The organism is Mesorhizobium xinjiangense, from assembly GCF_009749525.1.
In the GTDB taxonomy this organism is placed as follows: domain Bacteria; phylum Pseudomonadota; class Alphaproteobacteria; order Rhizobiales; family Rhizobiaceae; genus Mangrovimarina; species Mangrovimarina xinjiangensis.
Window position 1 is genome coordinate 126,273 of sequence record NZ_WOAC01000003.1, and the last position, 17,651, is coordinate 143,923.

The 17,651-nt window shown below is 65.0% G+C and carries 22 protein-coding genes and 1 pseudogene; all 23 read left to right on the plus strand.

Going from position 1 to position 17,651, the window contains the following annotated elements:
• The first annotated feature begins 7 nt into the window (after positions 1–7).
• The 23 genes and pseudogenes from GM909_RS04830 (at position 8) to GM909_RS04935 (ending at position 17,569) form a co-directional block, all read left to right on the plus strand.
• On the plus strand, positions 8–373 hold the full coding sequence (locus tag GM909_RS04830) for an MmcQ/YjbR family DNA-binding protein (RefSeq protein WP_157015078.1): 366 nt from the start codon (positions 8–10) through the stop codon (positions 371–373).
• A 126-nt stretch (positions 374–499) separates the two neighbouring features.
• A complete protein-coding gene (locus GM909_RS04835) occupies positions 500–1,621 on the plus strand; it encodes an ABC transporter substrate-binding protein (protein WP_157015079.1) in 1,122 nt (373 codons plus the stop codon).
• A gap of 130 nt (positions 1,622–1,751) precedes the next feature.
• Positions 1,752–2,237, plus strand: coding sequence for a hypothetical protein (locus GM909_RS04840; RefSeq protein ID WP_157015080.1), 486 nt, complete (start codon positions 1,752–1,754; stop codon positions 2,235–2,237).
• Between the two features lie 109 nt (positions 2,238–2,346).
• Entirely contained in the window at positions 2,347–2,637 is a 291-nt protein-coding gene (locus tag GM909_RS04845) for a hypothetical protein (protein ID WP_456238005.1), read from the plus strand.
• Between the two features lie 206 nt (positions 2,638–2,843).
• Positions 2,844–3,251: a DUF3168 domain-containing protein gene (locus tag GM909_RS04850; RefSeq protein WP_157015082.1), complete on the plus strand. Its 408-nt coding sequence runs from the start codon at positions 2,844–2,846 to the stop codon at positions 3,249–3,251.
• A 42-nt stretch (positions 3,252–3,293) separates the two neighbouring features.
• Positions 3,294–3,707, plus strand: a complete 414-nt coding sequence (locus tag GM909_RS04855; RefSeq protein WP_157015083.1) for a phage major tail protein, TP901-1 family — start codon at positions 3,294–3,296, stop codon at positions 3,705–3,707.
• Positions 3,704–4,051, plus strand: a complete 348-nt coding sequence (locus tag GM909_RS04860; RefSeq protein WP_157015084.1) for a gene transfer agent family protein — start codon at positions 3,704–3,706, stop codon at positions 4,049–4,051. Before GM909_RS04855 ends, GM909_RS04860 begins: the two co-directional genes overlap by 4 nt.
• Positions 4,048–4,299: a rcc01693 family protein gene (locus GM909_RS04865; protein WP_157015085.1), complete on the plus strand. Its 252-nt coding sequence runs from the start codon at positions 4,048–4,050 to the stop codon at positions 4,297–4,299. Before GM909_RS04860 ends, GM909_RS04865 begins: the two co-directional genes overlap by 4 nt.
• Positions 4,271–4,810 (plus strand): phage tail tape measure protein, encoded by a 540-nt coding sequence (locus tag GM909_RS04870; RefSeq protein ID WP_157015086.1) that lies wholly within the window; start codon positions 4,271–4,273, stop codon positions 4,808–4,810. Before GM909_RS04865 ends, GM909_RS04870 begins: the two co-directional genes overlap by 29 nt.
• Before the next feature lie 15 nt (positions 4,811–4,825).
• Positions 4,826–5,431: a DUF2460 domain-containing protein gene (locus GM909_RS04875; RefSeq protein WP_157015087.1), complete on the plus strand. Its 606-nt coding sequence runs from the start codon at positions 4,826–4,828 to the stop codon at positions 5,429–5,431.
• 41 nt (positions 5,432–5,472) lie between these two features.
• A complete protein-coding gene (locus tag GM909_RS04880) occupies positions 5,473–6,360 on the plus strand; it encodes a DUF2163 domain-containing protein (RefSeq protein ID WP_157015088.1) in 888 nt (295 codons plus the stop codon).
• Positions 6,357–6,818 carry an NlpC/P60 family protein gene (locus GM909_RS04885; RefSeq protein ID WP_157015089.1) on the plus strand — a complete coding sequence of 154 codons (462 nt, stop codon included), beginning with the start codon at positions 6,357–6,359 and terminating at the stop codon, positions 6,816–6,818. Before GM909_RS04880 ends, GM909_RS04885 begins: the two co-directional genes overlap by 4 nt.
• 6 nt (positions 6,819–6,824) lie before the next feature.
• Positions 6,825–8,600: pseudogene (locus GM909_RS26575) on the plus strand (baseplate multidomain protein megatron); the annotation flags it as partial.
• Positions 8,601–9,053: 453 nt separating this feature from the next.
• Positions 9,054–9,827: a GTA baseplate fiber-binding domain-containing protein gene (locus GM909_RS26580; RefSeq protein ID WP_456238006.1), complete on the plus strand. Its 774-nt coding sequence runs from the start codon at positions 9,054–9,056 to the stop codon at positions 9,825–9,827.
• A 31-nt stretch (positions 9,828–9,858) separates the two neighbouring features.
• Entirely contained in the window at positions 9,859–10,065 is a 207-nt protein-coding gene (locus GM909_RS04895) for a hypothetical protein (protein WP_157015091.1), read from the plus strand.
• 91 nt (positions 10,066–10,156) lie between these two features.
• Positions 10,157–10,456 (plus strand): hypothetical protein, encoded by a 300-nt coding sequence (locus GM909_RS04900; RefSeq protein ID WP_157015092.1) that lies wholly within the window; start codon positions 10,157–10,159, stop codon positions 10,454–10,456.
• 118 nt (positions 10,457–10,574) lie between these two features.
• On the plus strand, positions 10,575–11,243 hold the full coding sequence (locus tag GM909_RS04905) for a response regulator transcription factor (protein ID WP_157015093.1): 669 nt from the start codon (positions 10,575–10,577) through the stop codon (positions 11,241–11,243).
• Positions 11,244–11,277: 34 nt separating this feature from the next.
• Positions 11,278–12,651 carry an ATP-binding protein gene (locus tag GM909_RS04910; protein WP_157015094.1) on the plus strand — a complete coding sequence of 458 codons (1,374 nt, stop codon included), beginning with the start codon at positions 11,278–11,280 and terminating at the stop codon, positions 12,649–12,651.
• Positions 12,652–13,018: 367 nt separating this feature from the next.
• On the plus strand, positions 13,019–13,426 hold the full coding sequence (locus tag GM909_RS04915) for a hypothetical protein (RefSeq protein ID WP_157015095.1): 408 nt from the start codon (positions 13,019–13,021) through the stop codon (positions 13,424–13,426).
• Positions 13,427–13,535: 109 nt separating this feature from the next.
• Positions 13,536–14,669, plus strand: coding sequence for a c-type cytochrome biogenesis protein CcmI (gene ccmI / locus GM909_RS04920; protein ID WP_157015096.1), 1,134 nt, complete (start codon positions 13,536–13,538; stop codon positions 14,667–14,669).
• 3 nt (positions 14,670–14,672) lie between these two features.
• Positions 14,673–15,104: a cytochrome c maturation protein CcmE gene (gene ccmE / locus GM909_RS04925; RefSeq protein ID WP_157015097.1), complete on the plus strand. Its 432-nt coding sequence runs from the start codon at positions 14,673–14,675 to the stop codon at positions 15,102–15,104.
• Between the two features lie 15 nt (positions 15,105–15,119).
• Complete coding sequence (locus GM909_RS04930) at positions 15,120–17,102, plus strand: heme lyase CcmF/NrfE family subunit (protein WP_157015098.1); 1,983 nt, start codon at positions 15,120–15,122, stop codon at positions 17,100–17,102.
• Positions 17,099–17,569: a cytochrome c-type biogenesis protein gene (locus GM909_RS04935; protein ID WP_157015099.1), complete on the plus strand. Its 471-nt coding sequence runs from the start codon at positions 17,099–17,101 to the stop codon at positions 17,567–17,569. Before GM909_RS04930 ends, GM909_RS04935 begins: the two co-directional genes overlap by 4 nt.
• Positions 17,570–17,651 lie beyond the last annotated feature (82 nt).

Here is a 17,651-nt window from a genome sequence, read left to right on the forward strand (position 1 = left end):
TATGACAATGATCTCGAGATCCGCGGTGTTCAGCTACGCAGAACACAAATACAACACGTCACCCGACTACCCATGGAGCAACTACCAGCATTACGCGACCCTGCGGCACAAGGATTCCGACAAGTGGTACGCCCTGGTCATGACGGTTTCGCGAGAGAAACTCGGCATCGCCGGAGAAGGCGAGGTTGATGTCGTCAACATCAAATGCAGGCCCGACGCTGTGGGATCGTTGCGCATGATGAAAGGCTTCCTGCCTGCCTATCACATGAACAAGGAGCATTGGCTCACCGTACTGCTCGACGGATCAGTCCCGGAAAACGAGGTCTATAACTTGATAGACGACAGCTACCAACTGACTGAAGGGGGCCAATAGAACGGAAGACGCTGCTACCAACGCAAGGGCACGAACAGGAGATACGGCCATGGCCACGACCGCCAGCGACATCGGACCAAGTGGACGGCCCTGACAGTGCGCCAATCGATCATAGGAGAGACTGGGATGACGATCAGCAGAAGACGCATTCTCAGCGCCGGGGCGACGCTCGGCGCATACGCCATGGTGCGTTCGACAAATGCGTTCGCCCTTGACACTCCAACCGCGCCACCGCCCGACATCGAGGTCCGCTCGCTCGACGAACTCTATAGCGCGGCGATCGCGGAGGGCGGCAAGCTCGTCGTCTATGCGGGCGGCGACGTTCCCGACGGCAATGTCGCGACCGAAAATGCCTTCAAGGCGCGTTTTCCCGAGATCGACGTCCGCATCATCACAGATCTTAGCAAATATCATGACACGCGCATCGATCAGCAGATCGCGCGCGGGCGCCTGGAATGCGATGTCGCGCATCTGCAGACCATGCACGACTATGACCGCTGGAAGGCAGCCGACCTGATCGAGCCCTACAAGCCGCTCGGCTGGGACGCCGTCTATCCCGAATTCAAGGATCCCGACGGCGCCTTCACCGCGATCAGAATATTCTCCTTCAGCAATGTCGTGGCCGCAGATCTCCCCGAAGACGAGACGCCACGCGATGCTCCCGACTATCTCGACCCACGGCACAAGGGAAAGCTCGTGCTTACCTACCCGCACGATGACGACGCGGTGCTGTTCCAGTTCGACCGTATCGTTTCGACTTATGGCTGGGATTTTGTCGACCGTCTGATGGCACAGGATGTGCAGTGGATCCGCGGCACCGTTCCGGCTTCACGCGTCGTTCAGGCGGGTGAGAAGGTCGCCACCTTTACGGCTTCCGGCGCACTGGCGCCCACGCAGACATCGCGTTTCCTGCTGCCGCGCAACGACACGTTCCTCACCTGGCCGCAAATGGCTGCAATCTTCCGCGCCTCGCCGCACAAGGAGGCCGCGCGCCTCTACCTGAGCTGGATGCTGGACAAGGCGACGATCGAGGCTTCGCCGTTTCAAAGGGTCGTGCGCCGCGATGTCGCCAATCCCGCCGGATTCGATCCCGTGTTTGCCTACAACACCGACCCGACCGCGTTCCGCCGCTTCATGGCCGATCGCGGCAGGATCGAGCGCCTCAAGGGGCAGTTCGAGCATCTGATCGGACCGGCGACCGGCGACAACCCGACCCAGGCCAAGGGACTTTATCTGGTCGATACCTGACGGAAGGGGCGGACGGCGTCGGCAAAAATTTAGGAATTTATTCTTGACACCGTGACGGTGCTTTGGTAGGGTTTCGTCATCGTCGGAATTGTGCCCCGATGGCGGCGCACCGAATTTTCAGGGATCATCGATGGCGAAGAACACGACGCTCAAGTGGGCGGCGGCGCGCCCGCTTTACGAAAGCGGGGCGGCCTCGCCGCAAATGCTGGCAGCGCTGACGGGCTATGCGCAAAGCACGATCGAGCGGCGTATCAGCGCCGAAGGCTGGACGAATGGGCGTGCGGCCGAGGAGGGCGATGCGCTAAAGGCGAGACTGCACCGCCAACTGGTGCATTGGATCGGGCAGATCGAACAACTGGCCAAGGACGGGGAGGAAGGGAGCGCCGCCCCCGACAAGGCGAAGATCGAAACGATCGGCGCGCTGGTGCGCACGCTCGAAAAGATCGGCGACCTGACGCGCCTCCACAAACCGCAAGAAAAGAACAACAACAATGCGGAAACCGCTTCGGTTCTCGAACGTATCCATCAGCGCATCGTCGAACTGGCCGACGAGCACGCCAGACAGATTGCCGCTCAAAGGACTGACGGAACGGCAAGCGCGGCTGGTCGGAAATGAGTGGTTCCTTCAGGCCCGCGCGGCGCAGTACCCGCTTGATGAGCCGACGGGCATCTGGCTCGTTATCGGCGGGCGCGGATCGGGCAAGACGCGTCTCGGCGCGGAATGGGTGCACGGGCTCGTCAACGGTTTTGCGCCGTTTGCCCGGCGCAAGTTCGAGCGCATCGCGCTGATCGGCGAGACGCTGGGCGACGTGCGCGAGGTGATGATCGACGGGCCATCCGGGATTGCAACGATCGCCAGACCGTCGACACGGTCTTCGGCCTGGTCGAGGTGCTTGCCAGAACGGCGGTGCCGCAGGCCGGCCAGCACCTCGAGATTGGCACGCACCAAGTCGTTGTCAGGCATCGCGGCGACATCGCCGCCGGCATGCGCTTTCGGGTCGGCGGGCGGGCGTTGACGATCCTGACAGTCGGCGATCCGGACCAGACGGGCCGCTATCTTGTCTGCCGGACCAGAGAGGTGTCGCCGTGACATCAAGCCTTCATCTGACATTGCAGGGTCTTCTGCGGGCGCTGGGAACGGCGCGGGACGTCCGGGCCGGAGCGCGGCGGGACGATCGTGCGGGCAGGCGGCGCAACGTCAACGCCACTGAAGGAGCAAGCGATGAGCCATCCGGCCCTTGAACTGCAAAAGGCGGTCTTTGCCGCCTTGAGCGCGGATGCCGGGCTCGTCGCCCGTCTCGGCGGCGCGTATATCTACGATCCCGTGCCGGCAAGCCAGGCCTTTCCCTATGTGAGCTTCGGCAAGGCGACGATGCGCGACTGGAGCACGGCGAGCGAGGCCGGCAGCGAGCACCGCATCGTGCTCGACGTGTGGTCGAAGGCGAAGGGCAGGGCCGAGGCGCTACGCATCATGGACGATATCCGCGCCTGTCTCGACCAGGTGCTGCCGCCGCTTGCCGACCATGTTCTGGTGAGCTTGGCCTTCGAGGCGAGCGAACTCGGCTTCGACGACGATCTCGCTCTCTATCACGGATCGATACGCTACCGCGCATTGATCGAGACGGCCTGACCGGCACGACCCCTTATCCCAACATTCGAAAGGAGCGCGCGGATGACGGCGCAAAGAGGCAAGGACCTGCTGCTCAAGCTCGATCTCGACGGGCTCGGCAATCATGTCGCGGTGGCGGGCTTGAGGACCAAGCGGCTCGCCTTCAACAGCGAGACGGTCGATATCACCAATTCCGACTCCAGCGGGCGCTGGCGCGAACTGCTCGAAGGCAGCGGCGTCCAGCGCGCCGCGGTTTCCGGGTCCGGCATCTTCAAGGATGCCGATTCGGACGAACAGATCCGTTCGCGATTCTTTGCCGGCGCCGTGTCGAGCTGGCAGTTCGCCATACCAGATTTCGGCATCGTGGAAGGTTCGTTCCAGATCACCGCGCTCGAATATTCGGGCAACCACGACGGTGAGGTGACCTTCGACATCGCGCTGGAATCGGCCGGCGCCGTGAGCTTCGTGGCCACATGAGCGGCGTGAACGCAAGACGCGGCGAGATCGCCGCCGAATTCGACGGCAAACAATACCGGCTTTGCCTGACTCTTGGCGCGCTGGCCGAACTGGAGCAGGCCTTCGGCGTCGGCAACCTGGCCGATCTGGCGGCGCGGTTTACCGGCGGCAAGCTTGCCGCCGAGGACCTGGTGCGCATCGTCGGGGCGGGCCTGCGCGCCGGCGGTCATGCCATCGACGACGAGGCGGTGCGCCATATGCACACGCCCGACGGCGCGGCCGGATTCGTGCGTATTGCCGGACGGCTCCTGGCGGCGACGTTCGGCACGCGTGCCGAGAAGGAGGAAACGCCGCCAAACCCTTGAACGCCGCAGCATCCCGCCCGGCGCCGTTTCCCTGGTCGCAGGCGATGGCGCTGGGGCTCGGCGTGCTGCGGCTTTCCCCATACCAGTTCTGGGCGATGACGCCGGCAGAGCTTGCCGCCGCGGCGGGGCTTGGCGCGCACCAATCGGGCGTGCCGGACCGCCGCACATTGGGGCGGCTGCTCGAGCGCTTCCCGGACCAAGACAGCAAAGGTCAAACGCATGACGGAGACGAATTTCCTGGACGATAACGCATATCTGGAAAACACCAGGGTGGAGCTCGAAGATCTCGAAAGGCTCTCGCGGCGTTTCGGCACGAAATTGACGAGCGCCATGCGCAGCGCTGCGGTCAGCGGACGCGCATTGGACGACGTCTTGCGGCAGATCGGGACGAACCTGGCGGGGCTGGCGCTCGAACAGGGCCTGCAGCCGCTCAAGGAATTGTCGGGCTCCTGGTTCGCCAGCCTGTTCTCGGCCGCCCGAAACGTCCTGCCCTTTGCCGATGGTGGCGTGGTGTCGTCGCCGACCTGCTTTCCGCTCGGCGGCCAGACGGGGCTGATGGGCGAGGCCGGGGCCGAGGCGATCCTGCCGCTTGCCCGCGGCGCCGATGGAAGGCTCGGCGTCGCTGCATCGGGCAGCACGGCGCCCGTCAGCATCGTCTTCAACGTGACGAGCCCGGATGCCGCCTCCTTCCGCAAGTCGGAAGCGCAGCTCACGGGCATGATTGCGCGCGCCGCCTCGCGCGGCCTGCGCTCCATGTAAGGCGGGAGACGAGACATGGCTGAGTTGTCAGGCTTTCACGACGTGCTGTTTCCGCTGAAGATCTCCTTCGGCGCGACGGGCGGGCCCCGGCGGCGCAACGAGATCGTCACACTGACCTCGGGCCGCGAACAGCGCAATGCGCGCTTCGCCCATTCCAGGCGTGCCTATGACGTCGGCACGGGCCTGCGCTCGCTCGAGGATCTGCACGAACTGACCGAGTTTTACGAGGCCCGGCGCGGCTCGCTGCACGCTTTCCGCTTCCGCGACCCGTTCGACATGAAATCCTGCCGGCCGAGCGACACGGTGTCGGCAGAAGACCAGACGATCGGCACCGGCGACGGTTCAACGGCAAGCTTTGCGCTGGCAAAGACCTACGGCGTGGGTGCCGACGCCTATCGCCGGCCGATCGGCAAGCCCGTGGCCGGCAGTGTGCGGGTCGCGGTCGATAGCGTGGAATTAGCCGAGGGAAGCCAGTTCACCGTCGATGCGGCGAGCGGAACGGTCACGTTTCTCGCCGGCAGCGTTCCCGGAAGCGGCGCGGTGATAACGGCGGGGTTCTTGTTCGACGTGCCGGTGCGCTTCGACGGCGAGGAACTGTCGATCAGCCTTGCCGCCTTCTAGGCCGGGCAGGCGCCGTCCGTTCCATTGCTGGAGGTGCGGATATGAGCGACTTCTCAGAAGATTTCCTGGCCCATCTCGAAGGCGATACGACCACGCTTTGCCATTGCTGGCGCCTGACGCGAAGCGACGGCGTGGTCCAGGGTTTCACCGACCATGACGCGCCAATCAGCTTCGCCGGGACGGCGTTTCGGCCCGAAACCGGGTTTTCGGCGAGCGAGGCACGCACGACGCTGGGGCTGAGCATCGATACGGTGGATGTCGAGGGCGCGATCTCGTCCGACATGCTCGACTTCGACGATGTCCTGGCAGGCAGGTTTGACGGGGCCAGGGCCGAGACCTTTCTGGTCAATTGGGCGAAACCGTCGCAGCGCGCTCTGTTGCGCATCGCCCATATCGGCAAGATTACGCGCGAGGACGGGGTCTTTCGCGCCGAGCTGCAAAGCCCCGCCGCCTTCCTCGACCAGCCGCGCGGGCGCTTTTTCCGGCGCGGCTGCGACGCCGAACTGGGCGACGCCAAATGCGCCTTCGATCTGAACGCGTCAGGATACTCCGCCACGGCAACGGCCGGGCCGCAGTCGGAAGCCGGGCGCGTCGTCGTCAACGCATTGCAAGGATTCGAAGACGGCTGGTTCACCGACGGCGTGCTCGAGGCAACGTCGGGTGCGCAGGCCGGCAAGCGCTGGCGGATCGTCGGGCACCGCCGGGAAAATGGCCGGACGGTTCTCGATCTGTGGCCCGCCCAGCCGGCGCCGGTTGAAGGCGATGGCTTCAAGGTGACGGCGGGCTGCGACAAGAGCTTTGCCACCTGCAAGGCGAAGTTCGCCAATCACCTCAATTTCCGCGGCTTTCCGCACCTGCCGGGCAATGACGCGGCCTATGGCTATGCCAGCGAAGGCGATCTGTTCGACGGGAGCCCGCTTGTGCCATGAGCAGGATCGAGCAGGACGAAGAGGCCACTGCAGCCCGCATCGTCGCGGAAGCGCTGACCTGGCTCGGCACACCTTACCGTCATCAGGGGACGACGCGCGGCGTCGGCTGCGATTGCCTGGGTCTGGTACGCGGCGTGTGGCGCGGCGTCTACGGCCGGGAGCCGGAATTGCCGGGTCCCTACAGCGCCGACTGGGCCGAGATGAACGGCGGCGATCCGCTGCTGGCGGCCGCGCAACGGCACTGCAGGCGCGCGGATGAGGGCGATCTTTCGCCAGGACGGCTTGTTGTCTTCCGCTGGCGGCGCGGCATGGCGGCAAAGCACGCCGGCATCCTGATAACGCGCGAACGTTTCATCCATGCCTATGAGGGGCATGCGGTGCTGATTTCGCCGCTGGTGCCGCAATGGCATCGGCGCATCGCTGGCCTCTTCCGCTTTCCCGACATCAACTGGAGTTGACCGACCTTGGCCACGATCGTTTTGCAGGCCGCCGGTGCCTATATCGGTGGGCTTTTCGGCACGGCCGGAGCCGCAATCGGCTCGGCCGCAGGCGCCATTGCCGGCTATCTCGCCGACCGGGCGCTCATCGACAGCACCAGGCGCCAGGAGGGGCCGCGGCTTACCGAGGTGCGCCCGCTCACGGCTGAAGACGGCACGCCCATCCCGCGTGTCTACGGCACGATGCGTGTCGGCGGTACGCTGATCTGGGCGACCCGCTTCGAAGAGACGAGCCAGACCGACCGGCAGGGCGGCAAGGGCGGACCGAAGGTCACCACCTACAGCTATTTCGCCAATGCCGCATTCGGCCTGTGCGAAGGCGAGATCGCCGGCATCCGGCGCGTCTGGGCCGACGGCAAGGAACTGGATCTCGATACGATCACCTATCGCGTTCATCGCGGCGGCGAGAGCCAGGCGCCCGACCCCTTGATCGAGGCCAAGCAAGGTGCGGGCAACGCCCCGGCCTATCGCGGTGTCGCCTATGTGGTGTTCGACAGACTGCCGCTCGACGATTTCGGCAACCGCCTGCCGCAACTCCAGTTCGAAGTGCTGCGGCCGATCGGCGCGCTTGCCGGACGGGTGCGCGCGATGGCGTTGATCCCCGGCGCCACCGAGTTCGGCTATGCGCCGGACGTCGTCCGCCGCACGCTCAGACCGGGCGAGACCCTGGCGGTCAACCGGCACGTGCTGTTCGGGGCGAGCGACTTTTCGGCATCGATCGACGAATTGCAGGCGACCTGCCCGAACCTGGAGCATGTGGCGCTCGTCGTGACATGGTTCGGCGACGATCTGCGGGCAGGCGCGTGCCGGATACGGCCCGGTGTGACGCAGGGTTCGGACAGCGGGTTCTCGGTCGCATGGCGCGTCTCGGGCCAGGGGCGCGAGGATGCGATGATCGTTTCGCAGGTCGATGGCGGAGCCGCCTATGGTGGGACGCCCTCGGACAGGAGTGTCATCGAGGCGATCGTCGACCTCAAGGCGCGCGGGCTGTCGGTGACGCTCTATCCGTTCATCATGATGGACGTGCCGGCCGACAACCAGTTGCCCGATCCCTATGGCGGGGCGGCGCAGGCGGCCTATCCGTGGCGCGGGCGCATCACCTGCCACCCGGGCCCTGATCGACCGGGCTCGGCCGACAAGACGGCCGCCGCGGCAAACCAGCTTGCCGCCTTCTTCGGCAATGCTCAGCCGGGCGAGTTCCAGGCGACGGCCAATGGCGTCTCCTATTCGGGGGCGGCGGCAGAATGGGGCTACCGGCGGCTCGTGCTGCACTACGCGCATCTGGCCGCGGCCGCCGGCGGCGTCGACGCCTTCCTTCTGGGTTCCGAACTGCGCGGCATCACCGCGCTGCGTGACGGAACCGGGGGCTATCCGGCCGTGACGGCGCTGTGCACGCTTGCCGGCGAGGTCCGCGCCATACTCGGGGCCGGGACCAAGCTGACCTATGGCGCCGACTGGACGGAATATTTCGGCCATCAGCCGGCCGACGGCAGCGGCGACGTCTTCTTTCATCTCGATCCCCTGTGGGCCCATCCGGCGATCGATGCCGTGGGCATCGACAATTATGTGCCGCTCAGCGACTGGCGCGACACCGATTTCGTCGATGGCAATCTCGACGGGGCGGCCACGCCCTATGATGGGAATGCCTTGCGTGGGGCGATTGCAGGCGGCGAGGGATTCGAGTGGTACTATGCTTCCGCGTCGGCCCGGGCAGCGCGCACGCGCTCGCCGATCGAGGACGGCGCGCTCGACGTTGGCACGGGCGAGGTGCTCGTGCGCGACTGGCTGCGCCGACGCCGCAGCGCGCGTCGGCGCATCAGCTTTGGCGTTGCGGCATCGCGCCGCGATCTGCGGCCCGGCACGCCGGTGCTGATGGCGGATTTCGATGCCGGACGGACCTACACTGTCGAGGAGATCGAGGAGGGGCTCGAACGGCGCATCAGCGCGCGCAGCATCGTCCGGTCGACCCCACCGCGTGCCGCGCCGATTGTTGGCGGCCGCGAGACTTCGCCGCCAGCCTTGCCGTCGAGGCCGGCTGTCCAGTTTCTCGACCTGCCCAATTGGGGCGATGCCGACACGCCGCACGCGCAGTTCCGCATCGCCGCATGGGCAAGACCGTGGCGGCGCCAGGTGGTCTATGCTTCGCCGGAACCGAACGGCTACGGGCACCGCACCACCATCGAGCGGGCAGCGACAATGGGCTATCTCGAACAGGCCTCACAAGGCACCTGCAGCGGCCGCGTCGACCACGCCCAGGCGATCATCGTCGCGCTTTCCTCGGGCGAACTGTCGAGCATTTCCAGGGCGCAGTTGCTGAACGGCGGCAATGCAGCCGCGATCCGGTCGCTGTCGGGTGCCTGGGAGATCGTCCAGTTTGAGACGGCAGAGGAGATATCGGCCGACGTCTGGCGGCTCACCGGGTTGTTGCGCGGCCAACTGGGCACCGAGGATGCCATGCGCGCCGGCGCGGCTTCCGGGGCGGCGTTCGTCCTGCTCGACCGAGCGGTGCAGCCTGCGGGACTGCAGGCCAGTGAGGCCGGGCTCGATCTTCATTGGCGGGTCGGACCGACGGCGGCCGAACTGTCGAGCGATCTCTTCGTCGTCGAGACGGTGGCTGGCGGTGTGCGCGCCGCCCGGCCGCTGTCGCCGGTGCATCTGCGTGCCGCCGGCGCGGCGAGCGGCGATGTCGATTTCACCTGGATCCGGCGTTCGCGGGTCGCCGCCGATGCGTGGCTGGAGGGCGACATCCCGCTGGGCGAGGAAAGCGAGGTCTATCGCATCGAGATACGTGATGGCGACGGCGACCTCAAAAGATCGCTCACCGCGACCACCAATGCCTTGACCTACGCTGCCGCCGACATCGAGGCCGATTTTCCCGACAGGCCGGTGCAGGCGGAGGCGAGCGTCAGTCAGTTGAGCGCCCGTTTCGGCCCCGGCCCGGCGGCGACGCTGAACCTCACCCTTTCTTAGGCGGCTTTTCACAATCAAACAGGAGCAGAGCATGGTTTCGAGCAAGAGCTGGCATCATTCGCGCACCATCTGGGCGGCGCTGGTGACGATCCTGACTTCAATCGCCGGATTGGTTGGCCTGCCGGTGGGAACTCTCGACCAGGCGTCGCTGGTCGACACGATCCTGCAGGCCGTGACGGCGATATCCGGTATCATCGCGATCCTTGGTCGGGTATCGGCTTCGCAAAGGATCGAATGAAGCACAACGTTCATTCCCTGTTCAGTCACGCTGGATTAGGGTTTGTCGCAATTCACGCTTGGATGGACCGCAAGGGACCCTGAAGAGGGCTATGAAAACGACCGCACCCCATATCAGCCTGATGGCGGCCATCGTGCTTGCCGCTTCTTCTGCCGGGCTCGGTCAGGCGGCGATGCGCGTCACCGCGCCGCCCGTCTCCCCGCTGCTTCACCTGGTCGCGGCCGATTGCAACGCGATAGGGCGGGCCGAGGCGGCGCGCAATGGCGGGCAATTGCGGCGCGCCGTGGCCGTCCAGCGCGGCGGCCGCACGATCTGCCAGATTGTCTATACGGTGCCGGGCAAGGGCGGCAAGCCGCCGCGCCGCGTGCAACGCAATATTCCGGCCGGATAGGTAACAATTTCGCCGTGGCCGGGTCTGATTCTCGGCAGAAGATTGGGTATAGACGTTCAACCGGGTGAGTACCGGATCCGGCGGTCGGCATTACGGCAAAGGGACGAGCAGCGAAAAGATGCGGATACTCGTTGTCGAGGATGACAAGAACCTGAACCGCCAGCTTGCCGAAGCGCTGACAGAGGCCGGCTACGTGGTCGACAGTGCCTTCGATGGCGAAGAGGGGCATTTCCTTGGCGACACCGAGCCCTACGACGCGGTCGTTCTCGACATCGGCCTGCCGGAGATGGACGGCATCAGCGTTATCGAACGCTGGCGCGCCGACGGCCGCAAGATGCCCGTTCTCATGCTGACGGCGCGCGACCGCTGGAGCGACAAGGTGGCCGGGATCGATGCGGGCGCCGACGATTACGTCGCCAAGCCGTTTCATATCGAGGAAGTCATGGCGCGCGTGCGGGCGCTGATAAGACGCGCAGCCGGCCATGCCAGCACCGAACTGGTCTGCGGCCCGCTGCGCCTCGACACCAAGGCATCAAAGGCTCATATCGACGATACCCCGCTGAAGCTGACCTCGCACGAATTCCGCCTGCTTTCCTATCTGATGCACCACATGGGCGAAGTGGTGTCGCGATCGGAACTCGTCGAGCATCTTTACGATCAGGATTTCGACCGCGATTCCAACACGGTCGAGGTGTTTGTCGGCCGCCTGCGCAAGAAGATGGGTGTCGATCTGATCGAGACGGTGCGCGGCATGGGCTACCGCATGCGCGATCCGCAACAGCCATGAGGGATGCAGCGTCCTTCGCGGACGGGAGGCGGGCGTGAAATACTGGTTGCGATCGCTTTCCTTTCGCGCCGTGACGTTTTCCACGATCTGGGCCGTCGCCGCCTTCGTGGTCATCGCAACGCTGATCACCGCGCTTTATCGCGACGCCTCCGAGCGCAGCTTTCACAGCCTCTTGAGCGCGCATCTCTACAGTCTCGTCGCCGCGGTCGGCGTGTCGGAGGAAGGCAGGCTGCAGGGCGGGCCCGAACTCTACGATCTGCGTTTCACCGATCCGGGTTCCGGCTGGTACTGGTCGGTCGAGCCGGTTTCACAGAACCTGGAAGGGCAATTGCGCTCGCCTTCGATGACGCAGCCGATCGAGGCGCCGTCCGTTGCGGCAGTGCCCTTCGACGCCCAGTTCCAGCGTCGCTACGAGGCGCGCGGCATCGACGGTGAGCGTGTCGAGGTGCTGGAGAACGACTTCATCCTGGACGAGGAAAACCGTATCGCGCGGTTTCGCATCATGGGCAACCGAACGGAACTGGAGCAGGACATTGCACGCTTCGAGCGTCAACTCTTCGGCTATCTGGCATTGTTTGGGTTCGGCATGGTTGGCATCAATGCAATCGCGATCCTGTTCGGATTGAAGCCTCTTGATCAGGTGCGCAATGCCCTGGCGCAGGTGAGGGAGGGCACGGCGAAGAAGCTCGACGGCGCCTTTCCGTCCGAGATCGCGCCGTTGGCCGAGGAAACCAATGCGCTTATCGACAACAATCGCCGCATCGTCGAGCGCGCCCGCACACAGGTGGGAAACCTCGCCCATGCGTTGAAGACGCCGCTGGCGGTGCTTCTCAACGAAGGGCGCAGGATGGGTGGAAGCGAGGGGGGGATGGTCGTGGACCAGGCCGCCGCCATGCAGGAACACGTCGAATATTATCTCCAGCGGGCCCGCGTCGCCGCGCAGCGCGAAAGCGTGGTCTACCGTGCCCCTGTTCGCGCGGCGCTGGAACGGCTCGTGCGGGTGATGCAAAAGCTCAATCCCGACAAGGAAATCAGGTTGCTGTTGCCCGACGAGGAAATCCATTTCGCGGGCGAGGCGGAGGATTTCGAGGAACTGGCGGGCAACATCGTCGAGAACGCAATGAAATGGTCACGCCGCAATGTGCGCGTCAGCCTGAGCGCCGCCGCCAGGGATAAGGGGACAGGCGAACTGCTGCTTGTGGTCGAGGACGACGGTCCGGGCATTCCGCAAGAGCGCATCGGCGATGTGGTCAAGCGCGGACACAGGCTGGATGAAAGCAAACCGGGCTCCGGGCTTGGACTGTCGATCGTGTCCGAGATGACGCGCGAATATGGAGGCGCGATGGAACTGGGCGATTCGCCGCTCGGTGGTCTGAGGGTCAACGTCCGGCTGCCCGCGGCAAGTTGAAAACGCTGGCAAATCTGGCTGAACGCCTGTACGCACGTGCAAAAATGGTCAAACATTAGGCCGTGTGGACAGTTATGGATTGGAGCGTGGTATGAGCGAAAATAGTTCAGTTCCAGGAGCGGACCCGCCGGAAGGGTCGACCCCTTTCAAGGGGCCGCGACGCCGAAATGGACGATTTTCGCCATACCCGTATCGGGCGCGGCGGATTTCGCCCCTGAATACGTCGAAAATGCTCGACGGTGTTCGACACCGCCTTGCGCTTTTCTCCTGTTCAGGAACGAAATCCGGCTCGCGCCACGCCCAAACCATAACTGTCCACACGGCCTAGTGCTGCGGAGCAGATGAAATGTCTGGAGAGGGGAAGCGGATGAAAGCCAGGATAGCGCTTGGCGTCGCGGCGCTTATGGCAAGCGGTTGCACGACGACCTCGCTGCCGGTGGGCGGAGAACAGGTGGCGGGAAAGGCGTCGATGATAGACGCAATGAATGGCGGATTGATCGGCGGAGACATCGGCGAGGACTTGAGCAGCCGTGAACGGCAGATTGCACTGGAAGCCGAATATCGTGCCCTCGAATACACCCCGGGCGGCCAGTCCGTTCCATGGCGAAGCGAGGGTGCCAAGCATTCCGGCGAGGTGATCCCGGCCCAGCCCTACAAGGTCGGCTCGCAGGATTGCCGCCAGTATGTCCACCGTGTATTCGTCGATGGTGCCGTGAGACATGCCCGTGGCACGGCCTGCCGCAATCCGGACGGAAGCTGGACGCCCCTGACTTGATGCGACACAATCGCCGCGGGTGTCCGGCGTCCCGAAGACACAAGCCGGAGCCAAATAGCCGCATGTCGGCGGCGTTGGCATGTGCACGCTGCAACGCTATTGAGATCGCATGCTCCTTTGGCTCACAATCGCGTTTTTGACCGCGGCTGCAAGTCTTGCCGTCCTCCTTCCGCTCGCCTCCAGGCGCGGCGAACTTGCCGGTGCGACCGAACATGACCTTGAAGTCTACAAGGATCAACTTGCCGAATTAGAGCGAGACGCCGCGCGTGGCCTGATTGGCGGCGAGGAAGCCGAGCAGGCCAAGGCCGAGATCGGGCGGCGGATATTGCGCATCGCCGGAGGGACACAGGCCGTCGATGGTGTCCAAGGCGCGCGCCGCACGCGCGTCATTGCCGCGGCAGCGGTTCTGGCCGTTCCGCTTCTCAGCTGGGGGCTCTACGCCGTTCTCGGTTCGCCTGACCTTGCCGATCAGCCGCTGCAGGCGCGCATGAGCAAGGATCCGTCCGACAGCACGGCCGACGAGCTTGTGCGGCGGGCGGAGGAACATCTGCGCGCCAATCCATCCGACGGCCGTGGCTGGGACGTGCTGGCGCCGATCTATTTGCGCATGAATCGCCCGGCCGAGTCCGTCACCGCCTATCGCAACGCGATGCGTCTTCTCGGCGCCACAGCCCGCCGCGAAAGCGGCCTGGGCGAGGCACTGGTTGCCGACGCGGGCGGTGTTGTCACGGCCGAGGCGGCCGAGGCCTTCGAGCGCGCGCTGCAGCACGATCGGGCGGATCCCAAATCGCGCTTCTTCCTGGCGTCCGCGATGGCGCAGGAGGGGCGTCTGGACGAGGCGGCGGATGCCTGGCGGCGACTGGCGCGCGACATGCCGCAGGATTCGCCCTGGCAGGGCGTGGTCGCAGCGGCGCTGGAACAGGCGGGAGAGATGACGGCGGCGCAGGACGAGACGATGCCCGGACCGACCCGCGAGGATATCGAGGCGGCCTCCGATCTCGATGTCGAAGGCCGCGCCGAGATGATCGAGGGCATGGTGGCCCGGCTCGATGCCAGGCTGCGCGAGAATCCTGCCGACCTGGAAGGTTGGCAAAGGCTCGTGCGCTCCTATCTGGTGCTGGGACGCAAGGACGACGCGCTCGCCGCTCTCGAGCGCGGTATCGCCGCACTCGGCGCGGAAGGCGGCGATGCGGCCGAAACGCTTCGAAACTTCGCGGCGCAGCAGGGACTGCAAGCGGACTAGATGATGACGCGAAAACAGAAACGCCTGTCGATCATTGCCGGTGCGCTCGCCGTACTGGGATGCGCCACTGCGCTGACATTCGTCGCGCTCGGCCAGAAGACCTCCTATTTCTATATGCCGGCCGACATCACCACGGCGAATATTCAGCCGGGCGAGCGTATCCGGCTTGGCGGCCTGGTGGAAAAGGGATCGGTCGTGCGCGGCCAGGGGACGCGGGTGACATTTGCCGTCACCGATGCGGCGGACAGCGTGCATGTCACCTATGACGGCATTCTGCCCGACCTTTTCAGGGAGGAGCAGGGGGTGGTCACCGAAGGCGTGTTCGGCGATGATGGGACGTTCGTTGCCGATAGCGTGCTGGCCAAGCACGACGAAACCTACATGCCCAAGGATGTCGCCGACAGACTGAAGGAGCAGGGCGTTTGGCAAGAATGATGGGAAAGACCAGGCATGGTTGAAGCAGGTCATTTCGCACTGGTGCTTGCCTTCGTTCTGGCGCTGGTGCAGGCGAGCCTGCCGCTGATCGGCGCGCGGATCGGCGATGCGCGCTTGATGGCGGCGGGCAATTCCGCCGCCCTGGCCGGCTTCCTCATGACGGCCATCGCCTTCGCCGTGTTGACGGCCGCCTATGTGCAGTCCGACTTCTCGCTGCTCAACGTCTTCGAAAACTCGCATTCGCAAAAGCCGCTCCTCTACAAATTCACCGGCACCTGGGGCAATCACGAAGGCTCAATGCTGCTTTGGGTGTTGATTCTTACCGGTTTCGGGGCGCTGGTGGCGCTGTTCGGACGCAATCTGCCGGCGACCCTGCGGGCCAACGTTCTGGCCGTTCAGGGCATGATCGGCGCGGCCTTCTTCCTCTTCATCCTGTTGACCTCGAACCCTTTTGCGCGCCTCGACCCGGCGCCGATCGAAGGCCAGGACCTCAATCCGATCCTGCAGGATGTCGGGCTCGCTATCCATCCGCCGCTGCTCTATCTGGGCTATGTCGGCTTCTCGATCTGCTTTTCCTTCGCCATCGCCGCGCTGATCGAGGGGCGCATCGACGCCGCCTGGGCGCGCTGGGTGCGTCCCTGGACGCTGATGGCCTGGATATTCCTCACCGGCGGCATCGCGATGGGCTCCTTCTGGGCCTATTACGAGCTTGGATGGGGCGGCTTCTGGTTCTGGGACCCGGTTGAAAACGCCTCCTTCATGCCCTGGCTCGCCGGCACCGCGCTGCTGCATTCCGCCATCGTCATGGAAAAGCGCTCGGCGCTGAAGATCTGGACGATCCTGCTTTCGATCCTGACCTTCTCCCTGTCGCTTCTGGGCACCTTCCTGGTGCGCTCCGGCGTGTTGACCTCGGTCCATGCCTTTGCCACCGACCCGACGCGCGGCGTCTTCATCCTGACGATCCTGACCGTCTTCGTCGGCGGCGCTCTGGCGCTGTTTGCATGGCGCGCCCAGGCGTTGGCGCCCGGCGGTCTTTTCCAGCCGATCTCGCGCGAAGGCGCGCTGGTGCTCAACAATCTCTTCTTGAGCACGGCGACGGCGACCGTGTTCGTCGGCACGCTCTATCCGCTGCTGCTCGAAGCGTTGACCGGGGACAAGATCTCGGTCGGCGCTCCCTTCTTCGAGGCGACCTTCGGACCGCTGATGGTGCCGCTTCTGATCGCCGTCCCGTTCGGTCCGCTCCTGGCCTGGAAGCGGGGCGATCTCTGGGCGGCGGCGCAAAGGCTCGTTTTCGCCTTTGCCGGGGCGCTGCTGGTGACGCTCGTCGTGGCGCTGTTCATCGATCGGGCCTCCGTATTCGCCGCCCTCGGCCTCGGCCTTGGTGTCTGGCTCGTTCTCGGCGCGCTGACCGATCTCGCCATGAAGGCCGGGCTGGGCAAGGTCGGTTTCGCCGCGGCGCGCCGACGCCTTGCCGGGCTGCCGCGCGCAGCCTTCGGCACGGCGCTGGCCCATCTGGGCCTCGGCCTGACGACGCTGGGCGTGATCAGCGTCATGAGCCTTGAGACCGAGCACATCATCACCATGAAGCCCGGCGAGACGACCGACGTCGCCGGCTACGAATTGCGGTTTGACGGGCTGCAGCCCCATCAGGGCGCCAACTATACGGAGGACCGCGGCGTCTTCGCGCTGATGGCGGACGACGGACGGACGATCACCCAAATCGTCTCGTCCAAGCGGCTTTACACCGCGCGCCAGATGCCGACCACGGAAGCAGGTATCGCCACGCGTGGCCTGAGCCAGCTCTACGTATCGCTCGGCGACCCCACCGATGACGGCGGCGTTGTCGTGCGCATCTGGTGGAAGCCGTTCGTTACCCTGATCTGGATCGGCTCGATCGTGATGATGGCGGGCGGAACCCTCTCGCTGAGCGACCGCCGGCTGCGTGTCGGCGCGCCGTCGCCGCGCAAGACGGCGGTTACTCCGGTTCCGGCGGAATGAGGGAGCGAACGGTGCGGATCGCCGCCTTGTTGCTGTGCGCGCTTCTGGCCTGGCCGCTTGCCGCCGGTGCCGTGGAGCCTGACGAAGTGCTCGACGATCCGGCACTGGAAGCGCGTGCGCGGTCACTGTCTGCCGAACTGCGCTGCCTTGTCTGTCAGAACCAGTCGATAGACGATTCCAATGCTGACCTGGCGCGCGACCTGCGCATCATCGTGCGCGAACGGCTCAAGGCCGGTGACAGCGACGGCGAAGTGATGGACTTCGTGGTCTCGCGCTATGGCGAGTTCGTGCTCCTGAAGCCGCGCTTCAACTGGCGCAATGCGCTGCTCTGGGGCACGCCGGTGGTTTTGCTTTTGATCGGCGGCGGTGCCATCCTGATGCGTGCCCGCCGAGCCGCGACACCGACGGCAAGGCTCAGCGCGGAAGAGGAAAAAGCCCTCCAGGATATTCTGCAAAAGCGCAGCTGATCCGGGGCAGTGGCCGGACCGCCCGACGCGTGGGCATCGGTCGGGCGATTTTCAGTCCTTCCGGCACACGCTTTTGATGGAG